At 66.7% G+C, this 17,629-nt stretch carries 16 protein-coding genes; 10 read left to right on the forward strand and 6 right to left on the reverse strand.

The window, feature by feature from the left end; translation table 11 throughout:
- Positions 1-2: 2 nt before the first annotated feature.
- From ACWIKC_RS13960 to ACWIKC_RS13975, 4 genes are all read right to left on the reverse strand, one after another.
- The gene (locus ACWIKC_RS13960; protein WP_454598044.1) at positions 3-2,222 is read right to left on the reverse strand and encodes a spermidine synthase; all 2,220 of its coding nucleotides are present in this window, start codon (positions 2,220-2,222) and stop codon (positions 3-5) included.
- Positions 2,198-2,776: a GNAT family N-acetyltransferase gene (locus tag ACWIKC_RS13965; RefSeq protein WP_454598045.1), complete on the reverse strand. Its 579-nt coding sequence runs from the start codon at positions 2,774-2,776 to the stop codon at positions 2,198-2,200. Before ACWIKC_RS13965 ends, ACWIKC_RS13960 begins: the two co-directional genes overlap by 25 nt.
- A 6-nt stretch (positions 2,777-2,782) precedes the next feature.
- The gene (hemB, locus tag ACWIKC_RS13970; protein WP_454598046.1) at positions 2,783-3,778 is read right to left on the reverse strand and encodes a porphobilinogen synthase; all 996 of its coding nucleotides are present in this window, start codon (positions 3,776-3,778) and stop codon (positions 2,783-2,785) included.
- A 65-nt stretch (positions 3,779-3,843) separates the two neighbouring features.
- Positions 3,844-5,541: a M23 family metallopeptidase gene (locus ACWIKC_RS13975; RefSeq protein ID WP_454598047.1), complete on the reverse strand. Its 1,698-nt coding sequence runs from the start codon at positions 5,539-5,541 to the stop codon at positions 3,844-3,846.
- A gap of 146 nt (positions 5,542-5,687) precedes the next feature.
- Between ACWIKC_RS13975 and ACWIKC_RS13980 the strand changes: the two genes are divergently transcribed.
- The 7 genes from ACWIKC_RS13980 to ACWIKC_RS14010 all read left to right on the forward strand — a co-directional run bounded on the left by ACWIKC_RS13980 (position 5,688) and on the right by ACWIKC_RS14010 (position 11,839).
- Positions 5,688-8,231: a helicase-related protein gene (locus ACWIKC_RS13980; protein ID WP_454598048.1), complete on the forward strand. Its 2,544-nt coding sequence runs from the start codon at positions 5,688-5,690 to the stop codon at positions 8,229-8,231.
- Complete coding sequence (locus tag ACWIKC_RS13985) at positions 8,231-8,542, forward strand: RNA-binding S4 domain-containing protein (RefSeq protein ID WP_454598049.1); 312 nt, start codon at positions 8,231-8,233, stop codon at positions 8,540-8,542. The genes ACWIKC_RS13980 and ACWIKC_RS13985 overlap by 1 nt, the downstream gene beginning before the upstream one ends.
- Complete coding sequence (gene fdxA / locus ACWIKC_RS13990) at positions 8,539-8,877, forward strand: ferredoxin FdxA (RefSeq protein ID WP_454598050.1); 339 nt, start codon at positions 8,539-8,541, stop codon at positions 8,875-8,877. The genes ACWIKC_RS13985 and fdxA overlap by 4 nt, the downstream gene beginning before the upstream one ends.
- A gap of 14 nt (positions 8,878-8,891) precedes the next feature.
- On the forward strand, positions 8,892-9,686 hold the full coding sequence (locus ACWIKC_RS13995; RefSeq protein ID WP_454598051.1) for a YihY/virulence factor BrkB family protein: 795 nt from the start codon (positions 8,892-8,894) through the stop codon (positions 9,684-9,686).
- A gap of 220 nt (positions 9,687-9,906) precedes the next feature.
- Positions 9,907-10,443 (forward strand): CarD family transcriptional regulator, encoded by a 537-nt coding sequence (locus ACWIKC_RS14000; protein ID WP_454598052.1) that lies wholly within the window; start codon positions 9,907-9,909, stop codon positions 10,441-10,443.
- 197 nt (positions 10,444-10,640) lie between these two features.
- Entirely contained in the window at positions 10,641-11,444 is an 804-nt protein-coding gene (locus ACWIKC_RS14005; RefSeq protein ID WP_454598053.1) for a head GIN domain-containing protein, read from the forward strand.
- Positions 11,445-11,506: 62 nt separating this feature from the next.
- The gene (locus tag ACWIKC_RS14010; protein WP_454598054.1) at positions 11,507-11,839 is read left to right on the forward strand and encodes a hypothetical protein; all 333 of its coding nucleotides are present in this window, start codon (positions 11,507-11,509) and stop codon (positions 11,837-11,839) included.
- Between the two features lie 12 nt (positions 11,840-11,851).
- On the opposite strand, the gene ACWIKC_RS14015 is transcribed toward ACWIKC_RS14010, so the two are convergent.
- Complete coding sequence (locus ACWIKC_RS14015; RefSeq protein WP_454598055.1) at positions 11,852-12,784, reverse strand: L-threonylcarbamoyladenylate synthase; 933 nt, start codon at positions 12,782-12,784, stop codon at positions 11,852-11,854.
- A 51-nt stretch (positions 12,785-12,835) separates the two neighbouring features.
- Between ACWIKC_RS14015 and ACWIKC_RS14020 the strand changes: the two genes are divergently transcribed.
- The gene (locus tag ACWIKC_RS14020) at positions 12,836-14,575 is read left to right on the forward strand and encodes an acyl-CoA dehydrogenase (RefSeq protein WP_454598056.1); all 1,740 of its coding nucleotides are present in this window, start codon (positions 12,836-12,838) and stop codon (positions 14,573-14,575) included.
- A gap of 3 nt (positions 14,576-14,578) precedes the next feature.
- Here the strand turns inward: ACWIKC_RS14020 and ACWIKC_RS14025 are convergent, their stop codons facing one another.
- Positions 14,579-16,054 carry a PQQ-dependent sugar dehydrogenase gene (locus ACWIKC_RS14025; RefSeq protein ID WP_454598057.1) on the reverse strand — a complete coding sequence of 492 codons (1,476 nt, stop codon included), beginning with the start codon at positions 16,052-16,054 and terminating at the stop codon, positions 14,579-14,581.
- 65 nt (positions 16,055-16,119) lie between these two features.
- On the opposite strand from ACWIKC_RS14025, the gene ACWIKC_RS14030 reads away from it, so the two are divergent.
- On the forward strand, positions 16,120-16,602 hold the full coding sequence (locus tag ACWIKC_RS14030) for a GAF domain-containing protein (RefSeq protein ID WP_454598058.1): 483 nt from the start codon (positions 16,120-16,122) through the stop codon (positions 16,600-16,602).
- Positions 16,603-16,715: 113 nt separating this feature from the next.
- Positions 16,716-17,612, forward strand: coding sequence for a glycine zipper 2TM domain-containing protein (locus ACWIKC_RS14035; RefSeq protein WP_454598059.1), 897 nt, complete (start codon positions 16,716-16,718; stop codon positions 17,610-17,612).
- The last annotated feature ends 17 nt before the right edge of the window (positions 17,613-17,629 follow it).

The following is a 17,629-nucleotide window of genomic DNA, read 5'->3' on the forward strand; positions in this document are numbered from 1 at the left end:
GGTCATTTTCCCAGAATGTTCTGCCATTGGATATGCGGCAGGATGGACGCGAAATCGTCGGTCCACAAGTTTTGCGCCGGTGGCGGCAGGCGGTGCCACGACAGGTCGCGGCGCGCGGTCAGCAGCCGCGCGAGCTGCCCCGCATCGGGCGACATCACTACCCAGAGAGAGGGGCTGATGCCGGGTCCGAGGTTGGCCTGGTCGGAGCGCAGGATTGCCGTCATGCCATGCTCGCGCGCGAGCGCGGCGACCATCGGGCGCAGGTCGATGAAACGGTTGGAGATATGCAGCAGCAGCAGCCCGTCGTCTTCCAGCTTGCGGCGATAAATGCCGAAGGCCTCGGTGGTGACGAGGTGCAGCGGAATGGCGTCCGAGCTGAAGGCATCGATCACCAGCGCGTCGAAGCGGTCATCGGGAAACTCCTCGAGCACCAGCCGCGCATCGCCGATATGGATCGGCGCGTCGGGGGTGCATTCGCGCAGGAAGCTGAACCCGTCCTCGCCGCGCGAGAAATCGACCACCTTTGGATCGATCTCGAAGAAGTCCCACGCCTGACCCGGCTGCCGATAGCAGGCCAGCGTCCCCACCCCGAGCCCGACCACGCCGACGCGGGCATCGGGACCGGAAAGCTGCGGAAGCACGTCGAGCGCCGCGCCGACGCCGGAATCGCGCCCGTAGTAGGTCGTCGGCTCGCGCCGGTCGACGGGATCGGTGAACTGCAATCCGTGGAGCGTGGTGCCGTGGGTCAGCCCGCGCAAGCCTGCGTATTCCTGCTCGCGCACGGTGTAGACGCCGAAATAGCTGCGCTCGCGCGCGCCTTCGGCGGAAGTAGCGAGCGTCTGATAGCCGCCGCGCCCGAGCATCAGCATCGCCAGCACTGCCACCATCGCCCAGCGATAGCCGAGCAGCAGGATCCCGCACCATGCGACGCCCAGCATCCCGAGCAGCACCAGCGCATCGTTCTGCTCGACCAGCCAGCGGTTGAGCAGGCCCGAGAGAACCATGGCGGCAATCAGCACCAGCAGCACCGCGATCCGCCGCTGCCGCCGGTCGAGCCCGAGCCGGTCCATCCAGGCGATCAGCGGCCGGTTGGGGAGCAGCGCTGCGGCGGCGAGCACGAGGATGGGATGCTCCCACACCCAGTCGAACAGCACCGGGGCGAGCAGCGCGGTGAACAGCCCTCCCAGCGCGCCGCCCGCGCTCATGATCAGGTAGAAATAGGTCAGCCGCGCGGGCGAGGGCCGGTCATCGTAGAGCCGGCGATGCAGCGCCACCGCGACCACGAACAGCATCAGCACGGTGGCGAAGCCGGTGGAGAGACTCTCCGCCCCCTGGCTGACCATCGCCATCCCGCCCGCCAGCAGCACGATCACCGGCGCCACCCGCGCCAGCGTATGGCCCAGCGCGCTGCGCGCGTTGAAAGCGAAGACGAAGCTGAGCAGGTAAAGCCCCAGCGGGACGACCCACAGCAGCGGCATGGCGACGATATCGGTGGTAAGATGCGTGGTCGCCGAGAGCATAAGCCCCGAGGGGACCGCCGCCAGCGCCAGCCACAGCAGCGTACGCCGCCAGCCGATCGGTTCGGAGGCGGCGGGCGGGAGCGGTGCATCCAAACCCCCGGCCCGCCAGCGCGCCGCCGCGGCGGCACCGACCAACAGGATCAGCACGCCGAACCCCAGGCTCCACACCCAGCTTTGAGCACCGAGCGACAGATTGGGCTCGAACAGCAGCGGATAGGCGAGCAGACCGGTGAAACTGCCCAGATTGGAAGCGGCATAGAGCCAGTAGGGATCGCCAGCGCTCGCATCGGCGGCATACCAGCGTTGCATCAGCGGCGCCTGCGCCGATACGACGAAGAACACCGGGCCAATGGTCAGCAGGAACAGCAGCGGGACCCACAGCGCTTCGAACCCTGCGGCCGGCGCAGGAAGATCGGCCAGCGCGATCGGCAGCGTCAGCCCCGCGAGCAGCAGCAGGCCGAGATGCACCGCGGCCTGCCGCGCGATCGGCCAGCGTCCGATCGCATGGGCATAGGCATAGCCGCCGAGCAGCAGCGCCTGATAGACCAGCATCGCGCTGTTCCACACTGCGGGCGCGCCGCCCAGCCGGGGCAGCGCCATGCGCGCCACCAGCGGTTGAACCAGAAACAGCAGGAAGCTTCCCGCCAGGATCGTCGCGACGAACAGCAGCCGATGGGTCACGCGGCGCGATGCTCCTGCCATTCATCGGCAGAAATCGAATAGACGATGCTCGGGTTAAGGTGCGGTCCCCAGCGCGGATCCTCGAAATCGAGATCCTCGCGGCGGCGCATCCCAAGTCGCAGCATCAGCCCCCAGCTCGCGGTGTTGCCCGCAACGGTCAGCGCGACGACCTCGTCCGCGCCGAAGCGCTCGAAGGCGGCGTCGAGGCTGGCAATGGCGCCCTCTTTTGCATAGCCGTGCCCCCAGGCATCCTCGCGCAGCCGCCAGCCCACTTCCATCATCCCGAACACCGCCTCGCCCTCGACGTTGGAGCGCTTCAACCCGCAAAAGCCCAGCAGTGCGCCCGAGAGATGCCCGCCATCGGCTTTGCGCTCGAGCACCCAGAAGGTGTGGCCATGATCGCGGCGATAGCCTTCAAGCCGCTCCCGCGCGCCATTGCGGGTTGCTTCGTCGGCCGGATCGCCCAGCCAGCGCATCACCGCCGCCGTGTTGGTCACGCGCCAGAACTCGGCCCAGTCCGCTTCGCGCCAGTCGCGCAGGATCAGCCGCTGCGTTTCGAGGCGGAATTCCTCCACCTGCGTTCAGCCGTTGAGCAGCCGCGCGACCAGGGGAGCGTGATAGCTCAGCACGCCGGTGCAGCCCGCGCGCCTGAACGCCATCAGAGTCTCGAGCACCAGCGCGTCGCGATCCCCGGCGCCGGCCGCCGCCGCAGCCTCGATCATCGCGTATTCGCCGCTGGTTTGGTAGGCGAAGACGGGGAGGTCGAAGCGGTCCACCAGCCGCGCCACAATGTCGAGATAGGCGAGCCCGGGCTTGACCATCACGCTGTCGGCGCCCTCGGCGATATCGAGCGCGACCTCGCGCAGCGCCTCGCGGGAATTGCCGGGATCCATCTGGTAGCTCTTCTTGTCGCCCTTGAGCAGATCGCCCGACCCCACCGCATCGCGGAACGGGCCGTAAAAGGCCGAGGCGTATTTCGCCGCATAGCTCATGATCTGGGTGCGGTGGTGCCCGGCCATTTCCAGCGCCATGCGGATCGCCTTCACCCGGCCGTCCATCATGTCCGAGGGCGCAACGATATCCGCGCCCGCTTCGACCTGGTTGAGCGCCTGATCGACAAGCACCGCCACCGTATCGTCATTGGCGACATACCCGGTCGCGTCGAGCAACCCGTCCTGCCCGTGGCTGGTGTAGGGATCGAGCGCGACATCGGTTAGCACGCCGATATCCGAGCCGCAGGCGTCGCGGACCGATTTGATCGCGCGGCACATGAGATTGTCGGGGTTGAGCGCTTCTTGGCCGGCATCGCTGCGGCGGTCGCCCGGGGTGTTGGGAAACAGCGCAATACAGGGGATGCCCAGGGCGACCGCTTCGCGTGCGCGTTCGGCGATCCCGTCGACCGACCAGCGCGACACGCCGGGGAGGCTGCCTATGGGCTCCTCGACCCCCTTACCCGCAGTGACGAACAGCGGCCAGACCAGATCGCTCGGGGCGAGGCGGGTCTCGCGGTGCAGCGCGCGGCTCCAGCCGCTCGATCGGGTGCGTCGCAGGCGAATGTGGGGGTAGCTGGCGTCCATGCGGCAATCTGTGCCGCAATCGTTCCAACGGTGCAATGGAGTGCAACGCAAGTCGCGCGCAGGGGTCAGGAAACCGGTTCGGTCCGCTTGGGATCGAGCCGGTCGATCTCGCGCAGCGGCTCGCGCGCGGCGCGCTCGTCCTGGGTCTGGTCGAGCTTGGCGAGCGCCGCACCCGCCTCGACCGTCTTGAGCTTGGCCAGCGTCGCGCGGAATTCGCGCAATTCATTGCCGCTGAGTTGCGCGCGGGTGACGAAGGACACGCCGGCGGGATTGATCGCCCGCCCGCCGCGATACATTTCATAATGCAGATGCGGGCCCGTCGAGAGCCCGGTCGAGCCGACGTAGCCGATCACCTGGCCGCGTCGAACGCTCTGGCCGTTTTGCACCGCGATCCGGCTCATATGGCAATAGCGCGTGTCGAGATTGCCGCCATGACGCAGGCGGACCGCATTGCCGCAGCCGCCCATCCGTCCGGCCCCCGTCACGCGGCCATCGGTCACCGCGACGATCGGGGTTCCGTGGCGGGCGCGGAAATCGACCCCCGAATGCATCCGGCGATAACCCAGGATCGGGTGGCGGCGCATGCCGTAGCTGGAATTCATCTGCCCCGGCACCGGAGCGACCAGCCCGCTGCGCTGCTCGCCCACTCCGGAAGCTTCGAAGAAGGCTCCCTTCTCGCCCCAGCGCATCAATTGCGCGCGCGGCTTGTCGCCGCTTTCGAGCCCGGCGAACAGCAATTGCCCGGCCTGGCGCTCGCCGGTCGCGGCGCGGCGATGCGCGACGATCAGGTCGAAAGTGTCGCCGGCGCCGATCTCGCGATCCATGTTCACATGATCGCCGAGCGCCTTGAGGTAGGCCTGCACCGCGCTGGCGGGCGCGCCGGCGGTCCGGGCCGATCGATAGAGGCTGCTGCCGACGCGGCCCCGGATCCGCAGCGGGGTGTCGTCGACGCGGATCACCTTGCGCTCGAGCGACAAACCGCTGGCCGGGTCTGGCCGGGTGAGCGCCAGTTCGAGATCGAAGCGGGCGCGGAACTGGAGATGGTCGAGCGGTCGCGGCGCACTCGTGCTGGTGCGGCGGCCGAGCGTGATATCGACCTTGGTGCCGGGCTCGATCTCCCCGATCGCCATCGCATCACCCACCAGCGCAGCCACCAGCGCGGCATCCTCGCGACCCACCCCGGCGCGGAGCAGCATCCGGTCGAAACTGTCGCCGCGGGCCAGCGTCGCGACCAGCTGAAGCTGCGGGCGTTCGGGCGCGGCGGCGAGCGGACGGACCAGCGCGGTGGCGCCCATCCTGCGGCCGGTGTCGCTGCCCAATGCCAGCGGCATGATCATCTGGCTGCGATATTCGTCGACATTGGCGGTCTCAATCTGCGCGGTCGGCGCGGCTTCGAGCGGGGCGTAGCTGGGCCAGAAGGCCAGCGCGACGGCGGTCAGCCCGACGAAGGTTCCGAGCCCACCGAACCAGCGGCGGCTACCGATATCGCAGCTCAGATCCTGCGCCAGTTCGAGTCGGGCGATTCGCGCAGGGAGGGAGCCCCCTGGCAGCGAAGCCGTGTCCGGCGTCGCCGTCTTGTTCCCGAACACCCGCAATATCTGGTCGTGCGCAAGCCGCGCGGCGGGCAGCGCCCTGCCGCCCGCGCCGTCATCGGCGCCGGCCTCGCTCCGGTCCTGGTCCTCGGGGGACGTGTACACGCGAGATACCTCCGCTGCGGCCGCTGCATCATGGGGATGCGCGGCCCGACCCTGTGCGCGTTTCATCGCGCTTGGAGCCTTGCCGCAGTTTCCTGGCGGATTAAAGTTAAGACCGGTTTAAATCGGGGCGATACGAGTCCCCTGGGCGACGAGATGCGGCGGACGGCCGCTGAACGGTTGTCGGAGGGCGCCTGCGCTGCCATCACGCTGGTGTGGCTGATCACACGATCACGGCGGTCCTCGGGCCCACCAACACCGGCAAGACCCATCTGGCGATCGAGCGAATGTGCGGTCATTCGAGCGGGGCGATCGGCTTTCCCCTGCGGCTGCTGGCGCGCGAGGTCTACGACCGGGTCTGCGCACTCAAGGGCGAGGCCAATGTCGCGCTGATCACCGGCGAGCAGCGGATCGAGCCGGCCAATGCCAAATATCTGTGCTGCACGGTCGAGGCAATGCCGCGCGACGGCGGCAATCGCGCCTTCGTCGCGCTAGACGAGGCGCAGCTTTCCGCCGACCGCGAGCGCGGTCATCTGTTCACCGACCGACTGCTCAACGCGCGCGGGCGCGAGGAAACCATGCTGCTGGGTGCGGCGACGCTCGCTCCGCTGGTCCGCCAGCTGGTCCCCGAGGCCGAGATCACCCAGCGACCGCGTTTTTCCACGTTGAAGCATATCGGCCCGCGCAAGCTGTCGCGACTGCCGCCACGCAGCGCGATCGTCGCCTTCAGTTCCGAACAGGTCTATGCCGTGGCCGAAATGCTGCGGCGGTTTCGCGGCGGCGCGGCGGTGGTGATGGGCGCGCTGAGCCCGGAAACGCGCAACAAGCAGGTCGCGCTGTTCCAGAACGGCGAGGTCGATTACATCGTCGCCACCGACGCGATCGGGATGGGGCTCAATCTCGATGTCACCCATGTCGCCTTCGCCGGGCTGACCAAGTACGACGGGGTCCGCACCCGGCGGCTGGTCCCCGCCGAAATGGCGCAGATCGCCGGACGCGCCGGGCGGCACCAGCGCGATGGCACCTTCGGGACGCTGGGCGGCGGCATAGGCGGCGGAGCCTCGCCCGAATTCACCGAGGAAGAGATCTACGCGATCGAGGAGCATCGTTTCGCGCCACTGACCAAGCTGTTCTGGCGCGAGCCCGAGCCGCGCTTCGATTCGATTGCCGCGCTGATTGCCGATCTCGAGACCCCGCCAGCGCACGAAACATTGCGGCTCGCCCCCGAAGCGATCGATCTCGCCACGCTCAAGCGTTTGGCCGAGGAGCCACTGGCGGCGCAGATCCGCGGCGCGGGCCAGGTTCGGCGGTTCTGGGAAGCCTGCTCGCTGCCCGATTTTCGCCAACGCGGACCGGATGTCCACGCGCGATTCGTCGCGCGATTGTGGCAAGATCTGCATGGTGGCTTTCTCGGCGCCGACTATGTCGCGGCACGCATCTCCGAACTCGACAATATGGCGGGGGACATCGATACGCTGCAGGGCCGCATCGCCGCGATTCGCAGCTGGGCCTATATTTGCCAGCGGCCAGACTGGGTGTTGGCGCGCGACGAGATGGCCGCCCGCGCCCGCGCGGTCGAGGCCCGATTGTCGGATGCGCTGCACGCCCGCCTGACCGAACGTTTTGTAAACCGAAGGACCGCACTGCTGATGAAATCCATGGGAGAAGACCCCGCGATGCTCCCGATCGCGATCGATACCGATGGCACGGTGCGGGTCGAGGAGGAGCCGATCGGCCGGGTCGATGGCCTGCGTTTCACCGTCGATCACGCCGCCGGTCACGCCGATCGCAAGATGCTGCTCGCCGCCGCCGAGAAAGCGCTGCCGCAGCTGCTGGGCGAGCGCGCCGAAGTGCTGGCGAAGGAGCTCGCGCCTGGTACGCCGGCGGCCGGATTGACGCAGGCGAAGTCGACACAGGTGACACTGTCGCGCGGCGCGTTGCGCTGGGGCGAGCAGGTCCTTGCCAAGCTGGCGATGCGCGATGGTTCAGTGCAACCCATGCTCGAGCCCTCGCGCGAAGTGACGGCGCTGCCGCCATCCAGCCGCGCCATGCTCATGGCGGCACTCGAAGCCTGGCTCGATACCAGGCTGGCGGTGCTCGAGCCGCTGGCGAAACTCCAGGAAGCGGCGCGCGATCCCGAGGCGGGATCCGAAGCGCGTGCGCTGCTGCTCAATCTCATCGCCGGGCATGGCTTCGTCAGCCGCGAGCAGGCGGGGATCGAGCATTTGCCCAAGGAGATGCGCCCGTTCCTGCGGCGGATCGGCGTCACTTTCGGCGCGCTGGATATCTTCGCGCCCGCGCTGCTCAAGCCCGCCCCGCGGCAATTGCTCGCGGCACTCGGGCTCGACCGGCGCCCGCTAGAAGCGGCGATGCTGCCGGTAATCCCCGGGGGTCGCAAGCTGCCCGCGGGCTATCGCCACGCCGGCAGCCAGGCGATCCGCGTCGACCTGGCCGAGAAGATCTTCCGCGCCGCGCACGAGACCCGCGCAAAGACGCAAGGCGCCGAGCGCCGCGGCAAATTCGTGCTCGATCTGGCGCTGCCGGTCTCGATCGGGCTGGAACAGGCCAATGCCGAGCGGCTTCTGGGGCAGACGGGCTTTCGGGTCGAGCATGCCAGGCCACTGGCCGACGGCGCTTTCGGGCCGGCGCGCCCGCACCGCTGGAGCTGGCGGCCTTCGCGGCGCAAGCCCGAGCGTGCCCCGCCTCCGCAGCCGGCCGAGGGCAATGCCTTTGCCGAGCTTGCCAAACTCGTGCGCTGATGCGGATCGACCGACTGCTCTATTTCCTCCGTTTCGCGCGTTCGCGAAGCCTCGCTGCAGGGATTGTCGACAGCGGACAACTGCGCCGCAATGGCGAGCGAATTTCGCGATCCAGCCAGCCAATGGCACCCGGAGACGTGCTCACTATCCCACTGGGCTGGCAGGTGCGTCTGGTTGAGCTGCTGGCGTTGCCGACCCGCCGCGGCCCGCCGGAGGAGGCCCGCAGCTGCTACCGGATGCTTGACCCGCACGGCCAAACCGACCTAGCAGCGGCACAGACACAATCGCCACGAGGACACGCCGACCCATGACCTACGTCGTCACCGACGCCTGCATCAAATGCAAATACACCGATTGCGTCGAGGTCTGCCCGGTGGACTGTTTCTACGAAGGCGAGACTATGCTGGTGATCAATCCCAGCGAATGCATCGATTGCGGCGTGTGCGAACCCGAATGTCCGGCCGAGGCGATCCTGCCCGATACCGAAGGCGGGTTGGAGAAATGGCTCGAGCTCAACACGAAATTCTCGGCCGACTGGCCCAATATCACCAGCCAGAAGGCCCCGCCCGAGGATGCCGACGAGCACAAGGGCGAGGAAGGCAAGTTCGAGAAGTACTTTACCCCCGAACCGGGCGAGGGCGACTGATCGCTACTTCTTCGATGGGCTCCTATTTCGGCCAGATCAAATCGGCGTGGGTCGCGGGTAACGACGACAATATCGGCATCATCGCCGCCGGCATCGCCTATTACGTGCTGCTCGCGCTGGTGCCGCTGCTGGCGGTCACCGTGCTCGGTTATGGCCTGTTCGCCGATCCGCAGACTGTGTCCCGGCATATCGCGCTGCTCGCCGAAAACCTCCCTGCTTCCGCCGCCGAGATCATCGGCGATCAATTGCGCCGGATGAGCGAAGACGGCGAGGCCACGAAAATCCTGAGTCTGCTGGTCGCGCTCGGCATCGCGCTGTTCGGCGCGCGCAACGGCGCCCGTGCCGTGATGACCGGACTCAACGTCGCCTTCCATGCCGACAGCGCGCGCAGTTTCCTGCGCGGCAATCTGATCGCACTCGCGATCACCGCGGGGGCGGTGGTGGGCCTGGCGGTCCTGGCAGGCGTTGTTGCAGCGGTTGGGAGAATTCCCGGTGTCGCAGGCGGCGTGGTCGGCTTTGTCGCACTGTTCGGGTTTGCGACACTGGGTGCGGGCCTGCTGTATCGTGTCGGGCCCAACAAGCCCGGGCCGGAATGGCAGGCGATCTGGCCCGCTGCGGCCTTCTTTGCCGTGCTGTGGATCGCCGCGACTGCGGGCTTCGGGCTCTACGCGGCCAATTTCGCCAGCTACAACGCGACCTATGGCTCGATGGGCGGAGTGATCATCCTGATCACCTGGTTCTATCTGAGTGCATTCTTCCTGCTGCTCGGCGCCGAGTTCGCCGCAGTCCGCAATCACAGAGCCGCTTAGACACGGTATTTCACGGACTCGCAATATTGCGTGTTGTGTGCTATATAATGCAACAACCCTGGCGGCATGCTCCCGGCAGGTGCGTAAGATTGAAAGGGCAGGACACCCCAAAGCGTTGTTTTTACAGGTTCAGGTCTGCGGTTCGATCGATCCGCAGCGGAAACCGTTTTCGCAATGCTGCTTCCCCCGACCCACCTGCCCGGGATGAAAGGATCTTTGCATGGCTAGCAAGGCCGATGATGCCTTCGACGTTGGCGATTACGTTGTCTACCCCAAGCACGGCGTTGGCCGTGTGATCGAATTGCAGAGCGAGGAAATCGCCGGAATGCAGCTCGATCTCTATGTGCTGCGTTTCGAAAAAGAGCGCATGACGCTGCGCGTTCCGGTGAACAAGGTCGAATCGATCGGCATGCGCAAGCTGTCGAGCGACAAGACGCTCAAGGAAGCGATGGAAACGCTCAAGGCCAAGCCCAAGGTCAAGCGGACCATGTGGAGCCGCCGGGCGCAGGAATATGAAGCGAAGATCAATTCGGGCGACCTGGTGTCGATCGCCGAGGTGACCCGCGACCTGTTCCGCCCCGAGGACCAGCCAGAACAGAGCTATTCCGAACGGCAGATCTTCGAAGCCGCCTCTAGCCGCCTCGCCCGCGAACTCGCGGCGATGGAAAAGACCGACGAACCCGCGGCGCTGGAGAAAATCCTCGAGGTGCTGCGCGAGCACGCCCCGCAATATTACGGCACCGACGAAGAGGCATAACGCCCGCTTTTCGGTACCCGAAGAACGAGGGGTCGCCTTGCCGGGCGGCCCCTTTTTCGTGGCCGGAACTCGCGCCGGATACCTTCAAGAAGACCGAGGGAACGCTTTCATGCTTGAAGGGCCCTTGCTGCTGTATTATATCGGCAATACGGACTGCCGATCATACAGGTGCTGGGGTACCGCAGCAGGAGGCTTTCATGTTCAACAGGATTTTCAAGCGCGTCGCGCCGGCAGTGGCCATGGCGATGGGCGCGTTCACCGCAGGATGCGACGGGATGGAGATGCGGGTCGGCGGCAGCGATGGCGTGCCGCTGGCCGAACTCGACACCAGCGGTGAGGCGCCGACCGGTGTGGTGCTGGCCAGTCCCGACACGCTGATCGTTTCGCAAGGCCAGGCGCTCGACATCGCCGTCTCGGGCGATCCTGCGGCGGTGGAGGCGATGCGCTTCAACATCGAGGACGGCACGCTCGGCGTCATGCGCGAGCATGATTCGCGCAAGGCAGAGGGGCGCGCGACCGTGCGGGTCACCATGCCTTCGCTGAGCTCGATCGTGCTGGCCGGATCGGGGACGGTCGAAGCCGCCTCGCTGACCGGCGATGCCGATGTCACCATTGCCGGATCAGGGAAGGTCCGCACCGCGCGAGTCGAGGCGGGCGACTTCACCATGACCGTGGCCGGATCGGGCAGCTACGCGGCGAGCGGCAGCGCCGAGAGACTCGAACTGTCTTTGGTCGGCTCGGGTCGTTCGGACATGGCCGATCTGACGGTCAGCAGCGCGGATGTGACCATCGCCGGGTCGGGCGCAGCCGAATTTGCCTCCGATGGCCAGGTCGAGGCCAATATCATCGGTTCGGGCGAAGTGACCGTGATCGGACGCGCGACCTGCACCATCAACGCGGTCGGCTCGGGCAAGCTCAACTGCCGCGAAGCACCCGCCGCCAGTGCCGCCCGCGGGGAGCCATCGGCGGGCTCCGGCGAATGGTCGCAGGAAGAGAACTGACTCAGACAATTCACGACTGGGTAAGCGGAAGGCGCTAGGGAGTACGCGAAAGGATGTTCGCCATGATTCCTCGCCGCCTTCTGCTTGTCTGCCTGCTGCCCGTCGCGCTGGGCGGTTGTCTCGCCAAGACCGCATTCGATATCGCCACCGCACCTGTGCGGGTGGTGAGCAAGGGCGTCGATCTGGCGACCACCAGCCAGTCCGAAAGCGACGAGAATCGCGGGCGCGAAATCCGCCGCCAGGAAGAACGGCTGGGCAAGCTCGAGCGCGATTACGAGAAACAGCTCGACGCCTGCGAGAATGGCAATCGCCGCGCCTGCGACGACGCGCGCGACACCTACGCCGAAATGCAGCAGATCATCCCGACCATCCCCTACCAGCCGAAAGACGACTGAAGGCGGCCGGTCCTAGGCGGGCGTCGCCGCGCGACGCAGACGATCGTTGATCGCGAGGCCGAGGCCTTCGTCCGGAACCGGAGCCACCGCGATGCGCGGCTGCGGCGCCTTCGCGGCCAGATGAAGGCAGGCATAGAGGCGTGACGCCGCTTCCGCGAGAGCGCCGCTTTCCGAGAGGCTGCAATCGCCCGCGATGTTCCCGAATCCGATCAGATACTCGCCCGTCTGGCGCGCCGTTGCATTGAGCCTGACCGGTTTGCCTGGGGCGTAATGGCTGAGTATCTGGCCAGGCGCCTCGACACCGCTAGCCATTCCTGCCGCTTGCGCACCGGGGATCACGATCGGTCCAGGTCGCAGCGTCTCGATCCGGCCGTCGCTGCGGACCGCGACGATGGTCGATTCCAACCCCTTCACGCATTCGCCGCCATCGAGCACGAGGTCGATTAGTCCGTCGAGCGTCGCGAGGACATGCTCGGCGCTGGTCGGGCTGACGAAGCCGCTGCGGTTCGCCGAAGGCGCGGCGAGCGGAAATTCGACCGCCTCGAGCAGCGCAGCCAGCGCTGGATGCGCCGGCTGGCGCAGCGCCACCGTCTGCAAGCCCGCGGTAACGGCCGGCGCGAGACTCGCATCGCTGCGCAGCGGGCAGACCAGCGTCAGTGGCCCGGGCCAGTAGCGTTCGACCAGCGCGATCGTTTGTGCATCGAATTGCGCCAGCCGCTGCGCCGCAGCCAGCCCCGCCACATGGACGATCAGCGGATTGAAGCTCGGCCGCCCCTTGGCTTCGTATATCCGCGCGACCGCATCGGCGCTGTCGGCGCGCGCGGCGAGGCCGTAGACGGTCTCGGTCGGAACCGCGACCAGCCCGCCCTCGTTGAGGATTCGCGCCGCCCGCGCAATCCCGCCCGCATCCGCCGGCACCCGTTCCGTAGCGTTCTTGCCGCGCATGCCCTCGCGCTATATTCGCTAGCCCACATTGCCAAGAGGACATCGCCCAAAGTGACCTATTCGCCTGCCACCGCCGACCAGCTGCTTGCCATAAGCGTCAACGCCGGAATCGAGGAGTTGGCGCGCAGCGAGCGCTTCGCCGCGGCCGAACCCGACATGGTCGAAGCCATCGTCGAGGGCGTGGGCCAGTTCGCCGCGGGCGAGTGGGCACCGCTCAACCGGATCGGAGATTTGGAAGGCGCGAAACTGGAAAACGGCGTGGTCCGGCTGCCCGAAGGCTTCGCCAAGGCTTATGAGCATTATGTCGAGCAGGGCTGGAACGCGATTGCCAGCCCCGTCGATTTCGGTGGCCAGGGGCTACCCTTCACGCTGGCCTGCAACGTGCTCGAGAACCTCGGCACCGCGAACATGGCTTTCAACCTGCTGCCGATGCTCAGCGTCGGCGCGATCGAAGCGCTCGAGCATCACGGCAACGAGGCGCTGCAGGCGAAATATCTTCCCCTGCTGGTAAGTGGCGAATGGTCGGGGACGATGAACCTTACCGAACCGCAGGCTGGCTCGGACCTCGGCGCGCTGCGCACCAGCGCCACGCCGATCACCGAGGGCGAGCATGCGGGCAAATACCGCATCAAGGGCCAGAAGATATACATCACCTGGGGCGATCACGAGCTGGCGAAGAACATCATCCACCTCGTTCTCGCGCGCCTGCCCGACGCGCCCGAGGGCAGCCGCGGCATCTCGCTGTTCGTGGTGCCCAAATATCATGTCGCGGACGACGGCACGCCGGGCGCGCGAAACGATCTGCGCTGCGTCAGCCTCGAGCACAAGCTGGGGATCAACGCCTCGCCTACCTGCGTGATGAGCTATGGCGACAATGACGAGTGCATCGGCGAACTCGTCGGCGCGGAGAACCGCGGACTGATGGCGATGTTCACGATGATGAACAACGCGCGCATCAATGTCGGGACCCAAGGCGTGCAGATCGCCGAGCGCGCGACGCAACAGGCGCAGGATTACGCCGCCGACCGGATCCAGTCGGCGCGCGCGGGTTCGCCCGACCGGACCCCGGTGGCGATCCTCGAACATCCCGATGTCCGCCGCATGCTGCTGCGGATGAAAGCGCTGACCGAGGCGGTCCGTGCGCTGCTCTATTATACCGCCGGTCAGGTCGACCGTGGCACGTTGGGCCAGACAGACGCGGCGGCGCGCGCCGAAGTTCTGGTCCCGCTGCTCAAGGCCTGGGGTACCGATGTCGGGGTCGAGGCGGCGAGCCTGGGGATCCAGATCCATGGCGGGATGGGCTTCATCGAGGAAACCGGCGCGGCGCAGCATTGGCGCGATGCGCGGATCGCGCCGATCTACGAAGGCACCAACGGCATCCAGGCAGCGGATCTCGTCACCCGCAAGCTGGGGCTGGACGATGGCCAAGCGCTGATCGGCCTGCTCGAGGAAATCGCGCGCGACAGTGCTGCCGAGCCCGCGCTTTTTGCGCTGGCGGGCGAATGCGCCGCGGTGGCGCGCTGGATGCGCGAAGAGGCCAGCATCGACGACCGGCTGGCAGGCAGCGTGCCGTTCTGCACCATGATGGCGGTGGCGGTGGCAGGCTGGCAGCTTACAAAGCAGGTCGCAGCGGTGGAAGCGGGCGCTGCGCCTGCACTGGCCGCCGCCAAGCCGGGTACGGTGCGCTTCTTCCTCGACCGGATCGTCCCCGAGGCGAGCGGGCTGAAGTCCGGCGCGATCGCCGGGGCCGGATCGCTCTATGCTGTCAGCACCGAGGCGCTGCTCGGCTGAGGCTTACTGCGCGGGTTGTTCGCGCGCGTAGTCCTCTTCGCCGAAAGTGGCGCGTATCCCGCCTGTCAACTCGCGCTGCGGCGGGAGCCGCCCGGAAGTTTGCCGCTCGATCGCGGCGGAAGGCCGTGCGCCCGGCGCCAAGACCCGCCAGATGATCCCGGCGGTGTCGTCGCTCACCAGCAGCGAGCCGTCGCCCGCCCATTCGACCCAGGTCGGTCGCCCGCGCGTGGTCTCATTGTCCTGAAGAAAGCCACCCAGCACCGGGACCGGCTTGCCCTGCGGATTGCCGCGTTCGTCGAAGGCGACATAGACCACATCATAGCCCGATGGCGGCTTGCGGTTCCATGAGCCATGGCGGGCGACGAAGGCGCCTCGATCGAATTGCTCGCCCATCCGCGCACCCTCGGCGCTGAAAACGAAGCCGAGCGCGGCAACATGCGGGCCCAGCGCATATTCGGGCCGGCGCGAATATTCGGTGATATAGGCGGGCATCGGTGCTTCGACCCGCTGGTCGATGTTGCTCTTCCAATAGACCCACGGCCAGCCATATTGCGCGCCCACGGGGACATTGGTGAGATAATCGGGCACCAGATCCGAACCGAGCATGTCACGCTCGTTGACCGTGGTCCACAATTCGCCCGACCAGGGGCTGAAATCGAGCCCGTTGGGATTGCGCAGACCAGCGCCGAAGATGCGCTGGGTCCCGCTGTCGAGATTGTATTCCCAGATCAGCGCGCGGCCTTTTTCGACTTCCATTCCCTTATCGCCGATGTTCGAGACCGAACCCACCGCGACATAAAGCAGGTTCTCTTCCGGATGCAGTTCGAGATTGCGCATCCAGTGGCCGCCGCCGGGCGCAAGATCCATCAGCTTGCGCGGCTCGCCCGAAACCTGCGTCGCTCCGAGTTCATAGGGATAGGCCAGCACCGCGTCGTGATTGGCGACATAGAGCGTGCCGTCGCGCCAGGCCATTCCCGATGGCGAATCGAGCCCGTCCAGCAGCGTCTCGCTGACCTCGGCCTGACCGTCGCCATCAGCATCGCGGAGCAGCGCAATCTCATTGGCAGACTCGCTCCCGGCGCCGGCCTTGCCCATCAACAGGCCCGCGATGAAGCTTTCGATCTTCGCGCCGATGCCGCCGCTGGTCTGTGCGCTGCCCGGCTTGCCGGTCAGTGCGACGAGGACATCTCCATTTGGCAGCGTGTGGATGGTGCGCGGGTGATCGAGCCCGTCGGCGAAACGCGTCACCGCCAAGCCTTCGGCCGCCTCCGGCACTTCGTCTGCGGCCCAGCCAACCGGTTCGGCGATCTGCACCGTGGGGAAGCCCTCGGCAGCGGGCTCCTGCAAGGTGGGGTCGGTTCCGGCGACCGCCTCGACGGAAAGATCGGCGCGATCGCCGCGCAGCAGGAACGCCACCGCGACGAACAGCAGCAAGATCAGGACGAGGATCGCGATGAGGATTTTTTTGCCGATGGTCATGCTGTGCAGTTCTATGGCAGCACGCGGCTTGCGGCAATGGGATCGCGTCCTAAATAGTCCATCCCATGTATGATTTCAGACCTGCGGCCGAAACGGCCAAGCCCGAACTCTATCACGACCTGCTGCAGGCCGCCGAGGCGCTGACCGCCGGGGAACACGATGGCGTGGCCAATATGGCCAATGTCGCCGCGCTGTTGTGGGAATTCCTCGGGCAGGTGAACTGGACCGGATTTTACCGCATGGTCGATGGCGAGCTGGTGCTGGGCCCCTTCGTCGGGCGACCGGCCTGCATCCGCATTCCCGTCGGCCAGGGCGTCTGCGGCGCTGCGGCCAAGAGCGGCGCGACGCAATTGGTCGAGGATGTCCATGCCTTTCCCGGACATATCGCCTGCGACGGCGACACGCGCTCCGAACTGGTCGTTCCGGTGCTGCGCGATGGCGAGGTGGTCGCGGTGATTGATCTCGACAGCCCCGAGCTGGCGCGGTTCGACGCCGAGGACCAGACCGGGATCGAAGCGCTCGCGGCGATGCTCTCCGACCGGATCTGACCGGCAAACCGCCCCGTCGCGGGACAGCGTCGCGTCAGGGCTTTTGCCGGGGAACTCCGGAGGTGATAAACCTTTCATCAACCATCCATCCGGATTCGCGAAAGGTATTCTCCATGGCAGCTCGTTTCCTCTCCGGCACGGCAGCATTGGGGTTCGCGGCGCTGGCCGCATCGCCTGCGCTCGCGCAGCAGATCTATTACGAGGATGGCGAATATCTCTACGCGGTCCCAGCGCCGACGATGGCGCAGGATACGGTGGTCAGCCAGCCGGTCGAAGCGCCCATTGTTATCTATCAGGATGGCGTGGCCTATGAGCGTGTCGAGCCGCGGATTGCCGCCCGTCGCGTGATCCCGTCGCGCGATGCGCCGGTCCAGCAAGCACCGCAGCAGATCATCCTGCCCGCACCGCAGTCAGCCTATGCCTATCCGGCCTATGTTCCGGTTACCTACGCACCGGTGCCGCAGGAGCAAGTCACTTATGTCGTGGCCTCGCGTTCGATTCCCGCTAATGGGTACGGCTATGCGCCCGGCCCGCAGCAATATGGCTATGCCTCGGCGGCGCCGCAGTCCGGCTACCTTCCCGGCGGCGGGCAGTTGGTCGCCTTCGACCGCAACGCGTGGCTCGAGGAATGCAGCGCGCGGCTGAGCACCTATGAAGACAGCGATCGCGGCGAGGTCCTGGGCGGCTTGATCGGCGCAGCGGCCGGCGGGCTGATCGGCAATCGTGTCGCCGGGCGCGGCGATCGCCTGGGCGGGACGCTGATCGGTGCGGGCACCGGCGCGCTCGCCGGGCTCGCGGTCGGCGATGCCATCGACGACCGCAACGATGCGCGCAGCGGTCGCAGCGGCTATGACGAATGCCGCGCCTATCTCGACGACTACATGAACCGCGCCAGCAACAACCCGGCGCCGATGACGACCGTACCTGGCCAGCAATACATGCTGGTGCCCGTATCGGTGCCGGTCGCGCAACAGGCGACCTATCGCGAATATGTGGGTTCGCAGCCTTAAGTCGCTGTGCGCTTGCT

The organism is Qipengyuania sp. SM2507, assembly GCF_053714505.1.